This window comes from Brucella haematophila (genome assembly GCF_005938105.1).
Classification (GTDB): domain Bacteria; phylum Pseudomonadota; class Alphaproteobacteria; order Rhizobiales; family Rhizobiaceae; genus Brucella; species Brucella haematophila.
Window position 1 is genome coordinate 121,554 of the sequence record NZ_VCPE01000012.1, and the last position, 15,830, is coordinate 137,383.

The following is a 15,830-nucleotide window of genomic DNA, read 5'->3' on the forward strand; positions in this document are numbered from 1 at the left end:
TCCTCCGGATCAGACGAGCGCGCGGCCCTTGGCGTCGATGGCATTGGCAACGGCTTCGTCCGTAGCTTCGTCAGGCAACAGCATTTCGTTATGCGCCTTGCCGGACGGGATCATCGGGAAGCAGTTCGCCAGATTGGCAACGCGGCAGTCGAAGATGACCGGCTTGTCGATATCGATCATTTCCTGAATGGCGGCATCAAGATCGCCCGGCTTTTCGCAACGGATGCCATGCGCGCCATAGGCTTCCGCCAGCTTGACGAAATCCGGCATCGCTTCCGTATAGGAATGCGACAGACGATTGCCATGCAACAATTGCTGCCACTGGCGGACCATGCCCATATACTGGTTGTTCAGGATGAAGATCTTGATCGGCGCATTGTGCTGGATGGCCGCCGACATTTCCTGAATGCACATCTGGATCGATGCGTCACCGGCAATGTCGATAACCAGCGCATCGGGATGCGCGATCTGCACGCCGAGCGCGGCAGGCAGGCCGTAGCCCATGGTGCCCAGACCGCCCGAGGTCAGCCAACGGTTCGGTTCTTCAAAACCGTAGAACTGCGCAGCCCACATCTGGTGCTGGCCAACTTCAGTGGTGATGTAGGTCTTGCGATCCTTGGTCAGTTCATACAGCCGCTCAATGGCATATTGCGGCATGATGACGTCTTTGTTCGGCGTATAGGCCAGCGAATTGCGGGCGCGCCAACGGTCGATCTGCTCCCACCATGCCGCGATGGTCTTCTTTTCCGGCTTCTTGTCGGAAGCGCGGAACTGGCGAACAATATCTTCCAGAACATGCGCGACATCGCCGATGATCGGCACATCCACGCGGACATTCTTGTTGATCGATGACGGATCGATATCGATGTGAATCTTCTTCGAATTCGGCGAGAAGGCATTGAGGCGACCGGTAATGCGGTCATCGAAGCGCGCGCCGACACACAGCATGACGTCGCAATCATGCATGGTCATATTGGCTTCGTAGGTGCCGTGCATGCCCAGCATGCCGAGCCAGTTCTTGCCGGAAGCGGGATAAGCGCCGAGACCCATCAGGGTAGAGGTGATCGGGAAGTTGCCGAGTTCAACCAGCTCGCGCAGCAGACGGGAAGCTGCCGGGCCGGAATTGATCACGCCACCGCCGGAATAGATGACGGGCTTCTTGGCCGTGGCGAGCAAACGAACAGCGTCGGCGATCGCCTGCGCATTGCCGTCGAGAACCGGACGGTACGTGGTGCGCGGCGTGGTCTGTGGCGGCGTATAGATGCCCTTGGCAAACTGGATATCCTTCGGAATATCGACCAGAACCGGGCCGGGACGACCCGTGGATGCGACATGGAAGGCTTCATGCAGAACGCGCGACAGGTCGTTGACGTCCTTCACCAGCCAGTTGTGCTTGGTGCAGGGACGCGTGATGCCAACAGTATCGGCCTCCTGAAAAGCATCGGAGCCGATCAGAGAGGTTGGGACCTGACCGGAAATGCAGACGAGCGGGATGGAATCCATCAGTGCATCCTGAAGCGGCGTAACCGCATTGGTTGCACCGGGACCGGACGTCACAAGCAACACACCGACCTTGCCGGTGGAGCGAGCATAGCCTTCGGCAGCATGGCCTGCGCCCTGCTCGTGACGCACGAGAATGTGCTGAATCTTGTCCTGCTGGAACAGTTCGTCATAGATCGGAAGCACTGCGCCGCCCGGATAGCCGAAAATGCTTTCCACGCCCTGATCGATCATGGCCTGGATAACCATTTCCGCGCCGGTCATCTCGCGCGGATGGCTTGTTTCCTGTGATCCTGCGGCGGTTGCTTCCGCCTCTTGTTTACCTGCAGTCATCGTTCTCTTCCCGTCTAGTCGATATTTCGGTGTTGGATTTAGCCGCATCGGGCTTTTTTGGATAATAAAAAAGGCCCCCGAGGGAGCCTGTCTTTCGCGCATGGGAGCTTTCGCCGGATGGTTACACCATCCTGCCCATGCGCGCCCGTACCACAAGAATAATAAACGTGTTCATGGGGCGGGACACTAATCGCCTGAAAACGAGCCGTCAACGCATAAATACAGGCCCTGCGATATTTTCTTAAGATTCACCCCACCCTTTCGATAACTTTATTTCAACCCGGATTTGCTAGTTTCGCTCATTACTCTTTTGAAAGTTAGCGAAATGAACATGGGCGGGGATATTGACGGCAATGCCGAGATGAAAGACCGCGGCTTTGTACAGCGCAACCGCACGGAAGGTCACGTCATCCAATGCGACGGTGAGCGCGCAATCATCGCGGCTCTGTCCGGCCCCTCTTCCACGGCATCCGACGACTACTGGACCGTTGGCCAGCTCATCTCGATACAGTCCGGCGGCAACCGTCTGGTCGGCCTCGTCCATAATGTCACCGTGCCCGACAATGCCTGGACACGCGGCGGCGACAACATCGTGCACGTCCATGTCGAATTTCTTGGAGAGGTCCGCGGCGAACCGGATGGTGTTATGTCGTTTAGCGGCGGCATTTCCAGATATCCCTATCCCGGCGCTATCGCCCACCGCATCCGCGCTACTGACCTGTCCGCGGTCTATGCCCAGATGGGGCAGACGAGCGTTCCCATCGGCGCGCTGACCCAGGACACTTCCGTTCCCGCCTATGTTTCGGTGGAAGACCTCATCTCACGCCATTTCGCCGTTGTCGGCACCACGGGCGTGGGCAAATCCAGCGCGGTCATGCTGCTGCTGCGCCGCATCGTCTTGCAGCGGCCTGATCTGCGCATCCTGATCCTTGATCCGCACAATGAATTTGCGGGCGCGTTTCCCGATCTCGCCATCGCCGTCGACCAGACCAATATCGAATTGCCGTTCTGGATGCTGCGGCTGGACGAGTTTGCAGATGTCATCTTTCGCGGGCGCCCCCCCGAACCGACCGAATACGACATATTGCGCGACCTTGTGCAGCTTGCCCGCGAAAAGACGAATGATAGCGAAACCGGCGGTCGCCAGACCTTGCGGCGCAAATTATCGGACAGGACGGTCAGCGTCGATACGCCGATTGCCTATCGCCTGCGCGATCTCCTGACCCTAATCGAAGACAGGATCGGCCTTCTCGACAGCAAGGCCGAGCGCCCCTATCTGCGCAACCTGAAAGCACGGCTGGAATCCATTGCCAGCGATCCGCGCTTCCGCTTCATGTTTGCCGTCACCGGCGGCCCGGAAACCATGCGTCAGGCCATCGCCCGCATTTTCCGCATTCCGCATAATGGCAAGCCGATCTGCACCTTCCAGCTCGCAGGCCTGCCATCCGAGGTGGTCAATGCGGTTGCTTCGGTTCTGTGCCGCCTCTCCTTCGACATAGCCATGTCGAGCGAAGGCAGCCTGCAAACCCTCGTCATCTGCGAGGAAGCACACCGTTATATTCCCGCCGATAAGGATGCCGGTTTCTGGCCGACACGACAGGCTATCGCCCGCATCGCCAAGGAAGGGCGTAAATATGGCTCCTATCTTGGCGTGATCAGCCAGCGCCCCGGCGAGCTGGATGCCACCATTCTCTCGCAGTGCAACTCCATTTTCGCAATGCGCCTCGGCAATGAGCGCGATCAGGAAATCATCAAGGGCGCATTGCGCGGCGGTGCCCGCAGCATGGCCGGTTTCCTCTCGTCAATTGCCAACCGCGAAGCCATCGCCTTCGGCGAAGCTTTTTCAACACCAATGCGACTGACCTTCGAAACGGTCCCGCCGCATCAATTGCCGGGACGCCGCAAGGCCGAAAGCCTCACCTCATCCTGGCAGGTCGATGATAAAATCGCGCTGGACCGCATTGTGGATCGGCTTCGCTCTTTCGAAAACAATGCGCAAACAGGCGTGCCTGAAAAACCATCCGAAGACAGCGATCTATTGGAGAAGCCTGCGACAATCAGCAGGCTGGAAACCGTTTCCACAGCACCACTTGCACCGGAGCGACCAGCGCCGGTCGTGTCTCATAACAGCGAGACAGCCCAAAGCATGAAAAAGCTTGGCGATCTGGTGCGCAATTTCCGTAAGGATTTTGAAGGCTGATACACGGCCCTCACCGACACAGCATCAAGCGCAAACGCGGTTGCGCCCCATATTCTTGGCGGCATAGAGCATCTTGTCGGCGCGGCGATAAAGGTCCTTCGACGTTTCCCGCCTGTCCCATACGGCAAGCCCGATACTGACAGTGACCGTCAGCTTCACATCGCCAAGATCGATCTCCAGCCCCGCTATGGCCTTGCGGATACGATTGGCGAGCTTGATCATCAGCTCCGCATCCATATTCGGAGCCAGTACGGCAAATTCCTCACCGCCGAGACGCGCAACCACATCGTGATATCGGGTATAATCGCGCAGGCAGCGCGCAACTTCCTGCAACACCACGTCGCCAATATCGTGTCCATGGGTGTCGTTGACTGCCTTGAAGTGATCCAGATCGATAATCATCAGACCGACTGGCCGCTGGATACGGTCGAACTGAACCAGATATTCCTTCAGTGCTTCATCGAAATAACGCCGGTTCTGCATGCCGGTCAGACTGTCGGTCAGGGCGGCATGTTCGAGTGTCTGCGACCGTTCGGACAAATCCTGCGTGATGATCTGCAATTTGCCGCGATCCAGCGCCTCGGTGCGTATCTGCGGATAGATCAGCAAAAGCCCGCAAACGATGGAGGCGATCAGAACCCAGATCGCCGCGTGGTTGAGCCGTCCGAGAACGGCCACCAGTTCAGCAGCGGACGCATCGAGAGGGGTCGATGCAAGCATACCCAAGTCCACATGCACGCGATAAAGCAATATGCCTATCCCGCACATCAAAATAATCAGAATGAAAAATGCCCGCTCCGATTTATGAAACCGCATATTTCGCGCCCGCCTCTCTTTTCGGAGATTGCCAGCGAGTTATTTCAGTGTCGTTAATTGAAGTAGTGCTTCATCAGAATTACTTAAAAAATTCCAGCTTTTATCAAGCTGGTTGCGAAACCAGGTCGACTGGCGCTTGGCATATTGCCGCGTTGCAATCACTGATCGTTCGATGGCTTCGTCTTCACTCATCGTACCTTCGAGGAAAGCGCTAATCTCCCGAACGCCGATAGCCTTCATGGCAGGCAGCGCCGGATCAAGCTGCAAGGCCAACAGCGCCTTCACCTCATCGATAGCGCCATTGTTCCACATCAGGGCAAAGCGCCGCGCAATGCGCTCGGAGAGCCAGCTGCGATCTGGCAAAAGCACAACCTTGCGCGCCGACTGGTCATCCACCAGCACGCGCCCCTTGGTCTGCTGCCACTCACTCAAGGATTTGCCGGTGCTCTCGATCACCTCCAGCGCCCGCACGATGCGCTGGCTATCGGTTGGTTGAAGCGTTGCGGCCATTTGCGGATCACGCTCGGACAGCGCCCGATGCAACGCTTCTGCGCCTTCCGCCTCCATGCGGGCGCGCCAATGATTGCGCACATCCGGCGATACTTCCGGCATTTGCGACAAACCACCCAGCAGTGCGCGAAAATAAAGACCAGTGCCGCCGACGAAAATCGGTGTCCGTCCTGTCAACTCCGGCTGCGCCAGAAGCGCCGCCACATCCGCGAACCATTTGCCGGTGGAATAAGACACTGACGGCGCGACATGGCCGTATAGATGATGCTCGGCTGAACCCAGATCATCTGCCCCCGGACGCGCCGTCAACAGATCCAGCACGTCATAAACCTGCATGGAATCGGTGTTTACGATGAAACCGCCGGTCTCCCTTGCCATATGAACAGCAAGTGCCGACTTGCCGCTGGCCGTCGGGCCAGCTATCAGGATGGCATCCTTGATCGCCTCCTCACTCATCGCAGGAATCGCTCCCTCATGTCTGCATCCGCTTCGCTCATTGCCACTTTGATCGCCAACCCGGCCAAGGCCGCTCTTGTTCCATCGCTCGGGATTAAAGCTTCAGCGGCAGTGAATGCAACAGGACTTTATTGGCTTGCAGACGGTATTGCTTGCGATATCCCCCTGCCAAGCGGCCTGAGCGCCGACGAAGCCGACGCTGCGCTGCGCGCGGCGCTGGACGGCGCACCGGTTGATGTCGTTGTGCAGGAGCAGGATCGCCGCCGCAAGAAAATCCTGATTGCCGACATGGATTCGACCATGATCCAGCAGGAGTGCATCGACGAACTCGCCGAAGAAGCAGGCCTGCGCGACCATGTCGCCGCAATCACCGCCCGCGCCATGAATGGCGAAATCGCCTTTGAACCGGCCCTGCGTGAACGCGTTGCACTCCTAAAAGGCTTGCCCCTCCAGGTTATCGACAAGGTGATCGCCACCCGCATCACACTCACACCCGGCGGACCGGAACTGGTGCGCACCATGCGCAAGCACGGCGCTTATACCGCGCTTGTCTCGGGTGGCTTCACATCCTTCACCCACCGCATTGCCGAAATGATCGGCTTCAACGAAGACCGCGCCAACCTTCTTCTGGATGATGGCGCCAGGCTGACAGGCGTTGTCGCGGAGCCGATTCTCGGTCGCGAAGCCAAGGTGGAACGGCTGGAAGAAATCGCTGATCGTCTGGGTCTTTCACCCGACGATGCAATCGCGGTGGGCGACGGCGCCAACGATCTCGGCATGATCCAGCTCGCAGGCACGGGCGTGGCGCTTCATGCCAAACCGGCGGTTGCAGCGCAAGCCAAGGTGCGTGTCGACCATGGCGACCTGACTGCGCTTCTCTACATTCAGGGTTACAGAAAAACGGATTTCGTCGAATAGCGGTTTGTCTCAGGGCTCAGCACTACACCGCTTGACCCGCGGACCAGCCCGACGACCATGCCCACTGGAAGTTATAGCCACCGAGCCAACCCGTAACATCGACCACTTCGCCGATGAAATAAAGGCCCGGCACAGACTTCGCCTCCATGGTGCGCGAATCGAGATCACGCGTATCGACACCACCCAGCGTTACTTCCGCCGTGCGATAGCCTTCCGAACCGGCGGGCTTGATGCGCCAGTCATTGACAGCGGCGTCCACGCGGCGGAACAGCTTGTCGGACATATCGGCGAGATGCCCACTGGCACCGTTCTCCTCGGCGATGGTCTGCGCAAGCTTCTTCGGCAGATGCAGGCCGAGCGCGGTCTGCAAGGCCTGCTTGCCATTCTGCGTGCGCTGTGCGCGCAGGGCTTCGAACAGGTCCGTTCCGGGCAACATGCTGATGCGAATTTCGTCGCCCTCTTTCCAGTAGGACGATATCTGCAAGATGGACGGGCCACTGATGCCGCGATGCGTGAACAGCATGGCCTCAGCAAAGCTCGTCTTGCCGCATGACACCACCGCATCGACAGCGATACCGGCCAGCGGCTTCAAACGTTCCAGCGTATTCGGCTCAAAGGTGAGCGGGACCAGCGCCGGACGCGTCTCAACCAGCCGCAACCCGAATTGTTCGGCAAGGTCATAGCCGAAGCCGGTTGCGCCCATTTTCGGAATGGATTTGCCACCGCAGGCGACGACCACAGAACGGCACCTGACTGTCGTGCGGATGCCGCCTTCCGTCAGCCGCAGCTCAAACCCTTCTCCTAATATTCTGGCTATACTCTCGACACCGCAGGAGAGTTTCAGCCGCGCGCCGTGACGCTTCATCTCGCCCAACAGCATATCGATGATCTGCGTTGCCGAGCCGTCGCAGAAAAGCTGCCCGAGCGTCTTCTCATGATAGGCGATGCGATGCCGCTCGACCAATGCGATGAAATCGCGCTGCGTATAGCGGCTTAGCGCCGAGATGCAGAAATGCGGATTGCGCGACAGATAGTTCTTCGGGCTGGCATGGATATTGGTGAAGTTGCACCGGCCACCGCCGGAGATGCGGATTTTCTCACCCGCCGACTTGGCATGATCGACAACCAGCACCGAGCGTCCGCGCTTGGCCGCTTCGATGGCGCACATCATTCCGGCTGCGCCCGCACCTATCACAACACTATCGACAGTTTCCAACTCGCACACCACTCCATGAAGCGTTTTGGCGCTTCAATCCTGAATCTCATTCTCAGCACTTGCCGCTATTTGATTCAAATCGCAAATGAAAACGGCGCTGCGGATGATCCGCAGCGCCGCTCCAATTCCATCTTGCAGAAGTCTCAGTCGATCCGAACAGTCACGAAACGCAACTCGCCGGAACGCGACGCCAGCATGAGCAGCGCGTTCTTGCGCCCTTCCCGCCGCAGCGCGTCGATGCGCTTCTTCACATCCTCGGGTGCCTTGACGGTGACCTGATTGATATCGACGATAACATCTCCTGTCTCAACCCGCTTGTCGCCTGCAGCAGAACCTGGGGCCACATAAAGAATGGCCACACCGTTCACGTCTTCGGCAATGCCGAATTCACCGCGCACATCATCATTGAGTTCGGAAAGCTTCATGCCAAGCACGGTCGGGCCGGTGGCTTCGCTCTTCTGCTCTTTCTTCGGCTTGGCTGGCGCTTCCTGCCCGTCTTCGCCCTCTGTTCCATCCGGAACCGGCGCCTGATCTTCGGTTGCAGCATCCGTGCTCTTGTCGTCTTCGACAAGGCGGCCAAGCTTCACTTTAACGGTTTGCTCCGCGCCATCGCGAACAACCTTGATTTCCACTTCCTTGCCAACCGGGCTTTCGGCAACAAGGCGTGGCAGATCGCGCGCGGTATCCACCGGCTTACCTTCATAGCCGATGACCACGTCACCGGCCTTCAGCGCCGTGTTGTCCACACCGGAATTCTCGATCAGTCCGGCAATCAGTGCACCTTTCGGGTCTTTCAGGCCAAGACTGTCGGCAATATCCTGCGTCACCGGCTGGATGCGCACACCGAGCCAGCCGCGCTTGACCTCACCGAATTCCTTCAGCTGATCAATCACGCCAACGGCCATTTCAGCCGGAATGGCAAAACCGATGCCGATAGAGCCGCCCGAAGGCGAAATGATCGCCGTGTTGATCCCGATTACCTGACCGTTCATATCGAACAGCGGGCCGCCGGAGTTACCGCGATTGATGGCCGCATCCGTCTGGATGAAATCATCATAGGGGCCGGAATTGATATCGCGCTTGCGCGCCGAAATGATACCGGCGGTTACCGTTCCGCCCAGTCCAAACGGGTTGCCGATGGCCAGAACCCAGTCGCCAATGCGCGCCTTTTCTGAATTGCCGAACTGCACGGCCTTCAGCTTGTGCTTGGTCGGATCGACTTTCAGGACAGCCAGATCAGTCTTGATATCCTTGCCGACCAGATCGGCCTTCAGCTTGGTGCCGTCGTTGAAATTGACTTCAATCTCGTCGGCATCCGCAATGACGTGATTATTGGTGACGATGAAGCCCTTTTCGGCATCGATGACGAAACCCGATCCAAGCGACTGCACCTTGCGGGACTCGTCGTTCTGCTCACCGTCCTTGTTGTTGAAGAAATCCTTGAAGTACTCTTGGAACGGCGAGCCTTCCGGCACTTTCGGCATAGGCACGGGGCCATCGCCCTCGCCGCCATCGTCCTTTACGGTCTGCGAGGTGGAGATATTCACCACCGCATCCAGCAGCCCTTCTGCGAGATCGGCAACGGAACCCGGCCCCTGAATACCTTTCACCGGAGCGTCCTGAGCAAAGGCTGGCGGTGTTGCGACCGTTAGCGTTCCGGTGACAGCCAGCGCGCCCATTGCCACGGTTGCGAATAGGGTGCGAGCGAACCCCGCCTTCGGTACGATTGCCATAAAGCTCTGCTCCGATCCTGAATATCTACGCAAATAACATAAAGGTTAGATCACCGTAAATTAAGGCCTGTTTACGGCCCCGTATAGACGAAGGGTCATAAATAACGGAACGAAGGGGGCTTATCCCCTGACAAGCCAGACGATGCCGACGCCGATGGCCAGCGCAGCAATACCGGCAATGCGCAATGCGCTTTCCGGCGCTTCACTCGCTTCACGAGCAAGTTTCTTGGCGAAAAAAGGAAAGCCGCCGTAGAGCAGCCCTTCGATAACGAAGAGAAGTCCTACGGCGGCTAGAAAATCGCTCATCAGAGCTGTTCCCGTGCTTTACTGGGAAGGCGTTGCCAGCTTGCCGCCAGCATCACGGAAGAACTTGAAGAACTCCGAATCCGGCGAGAGAACCAGCGTCGTATCCGGGGTTTCGAGCGCTTCGCGATAAGCGGCCATCGAACGATAGAAGGCGAAGAAGCCCGGATCCTTCGATGCAGAGGCTGCGTAGATTTCACTGCGCTGCGCATCGCCCTCACCGCGAAGGATTTCCGATTCCTTGCGCGCTTCGGCAATGGTTTCCACCACCTGACGGTCAGCCACGGCGCGAATACGCTGGGCGGCTTCACGGCCACGGGCACGCAGACGCTCGGCTTCCGCCAGACGTTCCGCCTTCATGCGCTCATAGGTCTGCTGCGAGACTTCGGCCGTCAGATCGGTGCGACGGATACGAACGTCCTGAATGGTCAGGCCAAGCGATGTTGCATCGGGACGAAGCTGATCGCGCACTTCGCGCATCATGTCGCCACGCTCTTCCGAAAGAGCAGCTTCAAAGCCGCGCTGACCGTAGACACCGCGCAACGCTGCATCCAGACGGGTGCGCAGACGCTGTTCGGCAAGGAGCGTGCTGCCCGAAACCGTTTCACGGAATTTGCGAGCATCAGTGATGCGATAGACGAGGAACGCGTCGACATCATAGAACTTGCCGCCCGAAACCTGAACGCGGATATCGTCCAGATCGAAACGCAGCAGACGGTCATCGATCATCTGCACCGTATCGGCGTCAAGGAAGCCGAATGGCAGCTTGAAATAGATGCCCGGCTCGGTCTTCACACTGACGATCTGACCGAAACGAAGAACGATTGCCTGCTGGCGCTCCGAAACGATGAACGTCGCGGAATAGAGCAGAAAGGCGAGGATAGCGATAATACCCGCAATGATCGGAAGTCTGTTCTGAGCCATTACTGGGCACCTCCGCCGGTCGAGGGAGTCGTGGTCACATTAGCGCCCGGAGTAGCGCCCGTTGCGCCTGCGCGCGGTTGCTGGCGCATCAGTTCGTTCAGCGGCAGATAGGGCACGACGTCCTTTCCGGGTTCCACAATGACTTTCTTGGTGCTCTTCAGCACCTGTTCCATGGTTTCGAGGAAGAGACGGTTGCGGGTCACTTCCGGCGCCTTTTCGTACTGGCCGAGAACCGAGCTGAAACGCTGCGCTTCACCTTCGGCGTCCTGAACAACGCGGTTCTTGTAAGCTGCTGCTTCTTCGCGAACCTGAGCCGCTTCACCGCGAGCCTGACCGAGCTTCTGGTTGGAATACTGGTTCGATTCCTCGATGAAACGGTCTTCGTCCTGTTCGGCGCGCTGCACTTCATCAAAGGCATCGGCCACTTCACGCGGCGGTGACGCATCTTCGATCGACACGGCGTTGATCTGGATACCGGCCTGATAGCTGTCCAGCGTCTGCTGCACGATAGCGCGCACGCTCTGCGCGATCTCGGCACGATTATCGCGGAAAACGTCCTGCGCCGGACGGCGACCGACGATTTCACGCATCGCGCTTTCGGAAACCTGTTGCACCATCGCATCCGGGCTGTCGACGTTGAACAGATAGGCGCGCGGATCTGAAACGCGGTAGAGAACCGAGAACTGGACGTTCACGATGTTCTGGTCGCCGGTCAACATCAGACCCTGCGTAGCCGTACGGGAACCCTGAGCGCCGATATTGATCTGCTTTTCGACGATCTGCGCCTTTTCATAGGTTTCAATCGGCCACCAATGGAAATGCAGGCCCGGCTCGGAAACTTCATCCTTCGGCTTGCCGAAACGAAGTTCAACCGCCAGCTCATCAGGCTGCACCGTATAGACGGACTGGAAAACCCAGAAGCCGAGCAAGGCCGCGCCGATCAACAGATAGATCGGGCGATTGCCGCCACTGCGACCGCCACCACCGGGGAATACCTGCTTCAGGCGGTCCTGGCCTTTGCGCAAAATATCTTCGAGATCAGGTGGCGTGTTCTGCCCGCCGCCGCGCGGGCCCTTCGGGCCCTGTCCCCAGGGGCCGTTATTATTGTTGTTATTATTATTGTTATCACCGCCGCCGCCACCCCATGGGCCGCCGCCGCCATTCTGATTGCTCCAGGGCATCCTCACCTCTAAGCTTCTGTTTCCCGCATCTCCGGCAAAAAACGCGTCAGCGCTTCTAACGGAGATGCTCCCGGAAGACGGGAAAGCAAGGCGCAAACCCCCGTCATCAACTAATGTTACCGTTTTATAGGCATCGGGAGGCGCGCTTTCAACGGAAGCGCAATAAAATTCCTATGTTATGCTTTACGCATCACGCTTTTCGTAAACCATATAACGGGTCGGATGGCTGTCTTTTTCTCCGGCTGGCACGTCTTCCGACGACACCAGACGCCATGCATCCAGCTTAATCTCCGGGAAATGCGTGTCCCCGTCGATTTCCGCCAGAACACGCGTCAGATGCACCCGGCCCGCCAGCGGCAAGGCCTGCGCATAAATCTTTCCGCCGCCGATGATACAGACTTCGCCAACACCAAGCTCTTCCGCAAGCTTGCGCCCAAGCGCAATGCCCTCTTCCAGCGAGCCGACGATGTGTGCTCCCTCGGCTTTAAAACTCGCGTCACGGGTCACGACGATATTGGGTCGCCCCGGCAAAGGCCGCCCAATCGATTCCCAGGTGCGACGTCCCATGATGACCGGCTTGCCAAGCGTCAACGCCTTGAAGCGCTTCAGATCGGTCGAAAGCCGCCATGGCATGTCGTTGTCGCGTCCGATCACGCCATTCTCGGCTGCGGCCACGATAATCGAAACGACGGGCTTGTCCGTGCTCACGCTATTACTCATACGGCAATCGGCGCCTTGATCGTCGGATCGGCTTCATAGCCTTCCAGCACAAAATCCTCGAAGCGGAAGGAAAACAGGTCCTTCACATCCGGATTGATGCGCATGACCGGCAGCTTTTTCGGCGTGCGGGTCAGTTGCAGACGAGCCTGCTCGAAATGGTTGGAATAAATATGCGCATCGCCCAGCGTGTGGATGAATTCGCCGGGCTTGAGACCCGCCACCTGCGCGATCATCATGGTCAAAAGCGCATAGGAAGCGATGTTGAACGGTACGCCGAGGAAAATATCCGCGGAGCGCTGATAGAGTTGGCAGGACAGCTTGCCGTCCGCGACATAAAACTGGAACAGGCAATGGCATGGCGGCAGGGCCATTTCATCAACCAGCGCCGGGTTCCAGGCCGACACGATCAGGCGGCGGGAATTCGGATTGCCATGCAGCATCTTCATGAGATTGGCGATCTGGTCGATATGGCGACCGTCAGGCGCTGGCCAGGAGCGCCACTGATAACCATAGACCGGGCCGAGATCGCCCTTCTCGTCTGCCCATTCATCCCAGATCGAAACGCCGTTTTCCTTGAGGTAGGCAATGTTGGTATCGCCCTTCAGGAACCATAGCAGTTCATAGATGATCGAGCGCAGATGCAGCTTCTTGGTGGTCAGGACCGGAAAGCCCTCCTCCAGATTGAAGCGCATCTGATAGCCGAAAACCGAGCGCGTGCCCGTTCCCGTGCGGTCGCCGCGATCGGTGCCGTTATCGAGCACATGCTGGAGAAGATCGAGATAGGTGCGCATGGGATGTTCCCAGTGGGGTTTTCGGGATCGATTCGTTTCACCCCTACTATAAGGAAAAACCCCGGCGCGGGGCACCGGGGTTCGAATTCCACAGGCAATATGCACCGATCAGTGCCTGAATCAAAAAGCGGCATGTGTGTGCGAAAATGGTGATTTTCGAGTACCGGAGCGGAGCGTACTATTGGTACGTGAGCACCGGAAGCCTCGCATAATCCCGAAAAGTTGCAGACTTTTCGGTTCAGATTATGCGAATGCAAAAATCAAATTGCCATTTGCAGCCACACAGGGCGACTTTTGGAACAGGCTCTCAGAGATCGCCGAGTTTGCCGAGCTGCTTGGCAACCAGATAGTAGAAGGTCACGCGGTGCTTGTTGCGGTCACCCTTCATGACTTCCGCGACGTGGTTCACCACTTCTTCAGCCTTAGCCGCGTCGGTGACGCCGAGCTTCTTGCCAACCCAGCTGTCGCGCACACGCTTCATTTCTTCCGGATCGGTCGCCGAAACGAGCGAGGAGTCGCGATTGCGAAGCGCAATGCCCAGATGCTTGACGATCTTCTCGACAACAGCTTCGTCGGCAGCAGCATCATAGCGACGGACATCTGCGAGGTATTCACTCATATATCGGCTCTCCTTCAGTATGGGCACACCGCCCAATATCAACTGCAAATCCCGATCGACCGGAAGAAAACCCCAGCCTTTCCAATATATATGCAACCAAGATTGACCAGTGCGAGCAAGCTGTCAACGACATTTTAGAGACGCGACACACGACAATGTTCGTTTGCCCTGCAAAGGACAAAATACGATCTAACATATTCTCTCTGTGAAATTCATTCATAAGAATATTGTTATTCTGGTTGAAATTTTAATTTTAATGCCAATTTTACAACGGTTTTATTATGTTTAGAGCTTTGTCACTTCTGACCGCATTGCAATTTTTTCTTCATCCTGCGCATGCGCATTCGATTCCGGCTGATATCGAACAGAAGAATATTGCTACCTATATCCAACGCCATAAGACTGAGCAGCTAAAACTTCTTGAAAAGCTGGTCAACATCAATAGCGGAACCTCCAATGCCGAGGGCGTCAGGCAGGTCGGAAACCTTCTGAAACCGGAATTTGAAGCGCTTGGCTTCGATGCTCAATGGCACGACCTTCCCGCAGGGCTGAAGCACGCCGGAACGCTGGTTGCCAGACATACCGGAAAATCCACAACACGCATTCTCGTGATTGGGCATCTGGATACGGTTTTCCCGCCAGCAAGCGCGTTCCAGCGCTTCACCCTTTCAGCCGATGGAAACCAAGCCAGTGGACCGGGTGTCATCGACGACAAGGGCGGGCTTGTAACCATTCTTTATGCCATGAAGGCGCTTAAAAATGCCGGCGCGCTGAACTATGCAAATATTACAATCGTTCTGACCGGCGACGAAGAACTGGCGGAGAGGCCCACAAGCATCTCCCGTAAAACCCTGATCGATGCTGCCAAAGAAAGCGATATTGCGATGGGGTTCGAATTCGCGCTCGCCCCCGATGAAGTCGTCGTCGCCAGACGCGGCCTGTCAGAATGGGTACTGACCGCGACTGGCAAGGCCGCGCATTCCTCACAACTCTTCCAGCCCAATGTCGGCTTTGGTGCAGTCTATGAAATAGCCCGCGTGATCGATGCATTTAGGGTAGAGCTGAAAAACACTCCGAATGTCACCATGAATGCTGGCCTGCTTCTCGGCGGACAGCAGGTCACGGAGAATGCCGAGCAGGGAATCGGAAACGCCAGTGGGCGCAAAACCATTATCCCCGGCAACGCCCTGGCGCATGGCGACTTGCGCTTCATGAATAAAGACGAACGCGACAAAGTCGAAGCGTCCTTGCAGAAAATCACCGCCCATCCGCTTCCCGGAACACAAAGCAAGGTAAAATTTGAAGACATTATGCCAGTAATGCCCGCAACCAACGCCAATTATGCGTTGCTATTGCAATATAGCGCCATATCGCAGGAGCTCGGCGGCCCTGCGCTCAAAGCAGTAGCCCCGCAAGACCGTGGCGGCGCGGATATTTCCTATGTCATGCCGTATGTGAAGGCGGGCATTGATGGATTAGGCCCCTGGGGTAAAGGCGCGCATACGGAAAATGAAACCCTTGATGTTTCATCTCTTCCGACGGCAACAAAACGGGCCGCTTTATTCATACTTCAGAAAATTCAGGAGTAGATTTGCACCTGACAAATGTAA

Annotated in this window: 14 protein-coding genes; 3 read left to right on the top strand and 11 right to left on the bottom strand. The window is 57.2% G+C overall.

From position 1 onward, the window contains the following. Positions 1-9: 9 nt before the first annotated feature. Entirely contained in the window at positions 10-1,833 is a 1,824-nt protein-coding gene (locus FGI60_RS17825; RefSeq protein ID WP_138786344.1) for an acetolactate synthase 3 large subunit, read from the bottom strand. A 331-nt stretch (positions 1,834-2,164) separates the two neighbouring features. On the opposite strand from FGI60_RS17825, the gene FGI60_RS17835 reads away from it, so the two are divergent. Next, positions 2,165-4,033, top strand: a complete 1,869-nt coding sequence (locus FGI60_RS17835) for an ATP-binding protein (protein WP_138786345.1) — start codon at positions 2,165-2,167, stop codon at positions 4,031-4,033. A 24-nt stretch (positions 4,034-4,057) separates the two neighbouring features. On the opposite strand, the gene FGI60_RS17840 is transcribed toward FGI60_RS17835, so the two are convergent. After that, positions 4,058-4,849, bottom strand: a complete 792-nt coding sequence (locus FGI60_RS17840; RefSeq protein ID WP_138786346.1) for a GGDEF domain-containing protein — start codon at positions 4,847-4,849, stop codon at positions 4,058-4,060. 39 nt (positions 4,850-4,888) lie between these two features. Then, positions 4,889-5,815, bottom strand: coding sequence for a tRNA (adenosine(37)-N6)-dimethylallyltransferase MiaA (miaA, locus tag FGI60_RS17845; protein WP_138786347.1), 927 nt, complete (start codon positions 5,813-5,815; stop codon positions 4,889-4,891). Between the two features lie 18 nt (positions 5,816-5,833). Between miaA and serB the strand changes: the two genes are divergently transcribed. After that, a complete protein-coding gene (serB, locus tag FGI60_RS17850; protein ID WP_138786348.1) occupies positions 5,834-6,733 on the top strand; it encodes a phosphoserine phosphatase SerB in 900 nt (299 codons plus the stop codon). A gap of 22 nt (positions 6,734-6,755) precedes the next feature. Here serB and FGI60_RS17855 read toward each other — a convergent pair whose 3' ends face one another. From FGI60_RS17855 to FGI60_RS17890, 8 genes are all read right to left on the bottom strand, one after another. Continuing rightward, positions 6,756-7,949 carry a BaiN/RdsA family NAD(P)/FAD-dependent oxidoreductase gene (locus FGI60_RS17855; protein WP_138786349.1) on the bottom strand — a complete coding sequence of 398 codons (1,194 nt, stop codon included), beginning with the start codon at positions 7,947-7,949 and terminating at the stop codon, positions 6,756-6,758. Between the two features lie 143 nt (positions 7,950-8,092). Next, the gene (locus tag FGI60_RS17860; protein ID WP_138786350.1) at positions 8,093-9,682 is read right to left on the bottom strand and encodes a DegQ family serine endoprotease; all 1,590 of its coding nucleotides are present in this window, start codon (positions 9,680-9,682) and stop codon (positions 8,093-8,095) included. A gap of 120 nt (positions 9,683-9,802) precedes the next feature. Beyond that, positions 9,803-9,988 (bottom strand): DUF2065 domain-containing protein, encoded by a 186-nt coding sequence (locus FGI60_RS17865; protein WP_078339379.1) that lies wholly within the window; start codon positions 9,986-9,988, stop codon positions 9,803-9,805. An 18-nt stretch (positions 9,989-10,006) separates the two neighbouring features. Then, the gene (gene hflC / locus FGI60_RS17870; protein WP_078339380.1) at positions 10,007-10,909 is read right to left on the bottom strand and encodes a protease modulator HflC; all 903 of its coding nucleotides are present in this window, start codon (positions 10,907-10,909) and stop codon (positions 10,007-10,009) included. Continuing rightward, entirely contained in the window at positions 10,909-12,090 is a 1,182-nt protein-coding gene (hflK, locus tag FGI60_RS17875; RefSeq protein WP_235889853.1) for an FtsH protease activity modulator HflK, read from the bottom strand. Before hflK ends, hflC begins: the two co-directional genes overlap by 1 nt. Before the next feature lie 183 nt (positions 12,091-12,273). After that, positions 12,274-12,723, bottom strand: coding sequence for a dihydrofolate reductase (locus tag FGI60_RS17880; protein WP_374843805.1), 450 nt, complete (start codon positions 12,721-12,723; stop codon positions 12,274-12,276). A gap of 83 nt (positions 12,724-12,806) precedes the next feature. Further along, positions 12,807-13,601: a thymidylate synthase gene (locus FGI60_RS17885; RefSeq protein WP_138786352.1), complete on the bottom strand. Its 795-nt coding sequence runs from the start codon at positions 13,599-13,601 to the stop codon at positions 12,807-12,809. A gap of 307 nt (positions 13,602-13,908) precedes the next feature. After that, positions 13,909-14,220: a DUF2853 family protein gene (locus FGI60_RS17890; protein WP_078339383.1), complete on the bottom strand. Its 312-nt coding sequence runs from the start codon at positions 14,218-14,220 to the stop codon at positions 13,909-13,911. Positions 14,221-14,501: 281 nt separating this feature from the next. Between FGI60_RS17890 and FGI60_RS17895 the strand changes: the two genes are divergently transcribed. Next, entirely contained in the window at positions 14,502-15,809 is a 1,308-nt protein-coding gene (locus FGI60_RS17895) for a M20 family metallopeptidase (RefSeq protein WP_138786353.1), read from the top strand. Positions 15,810-15,830: the final 21 nt, after the last annotated feature.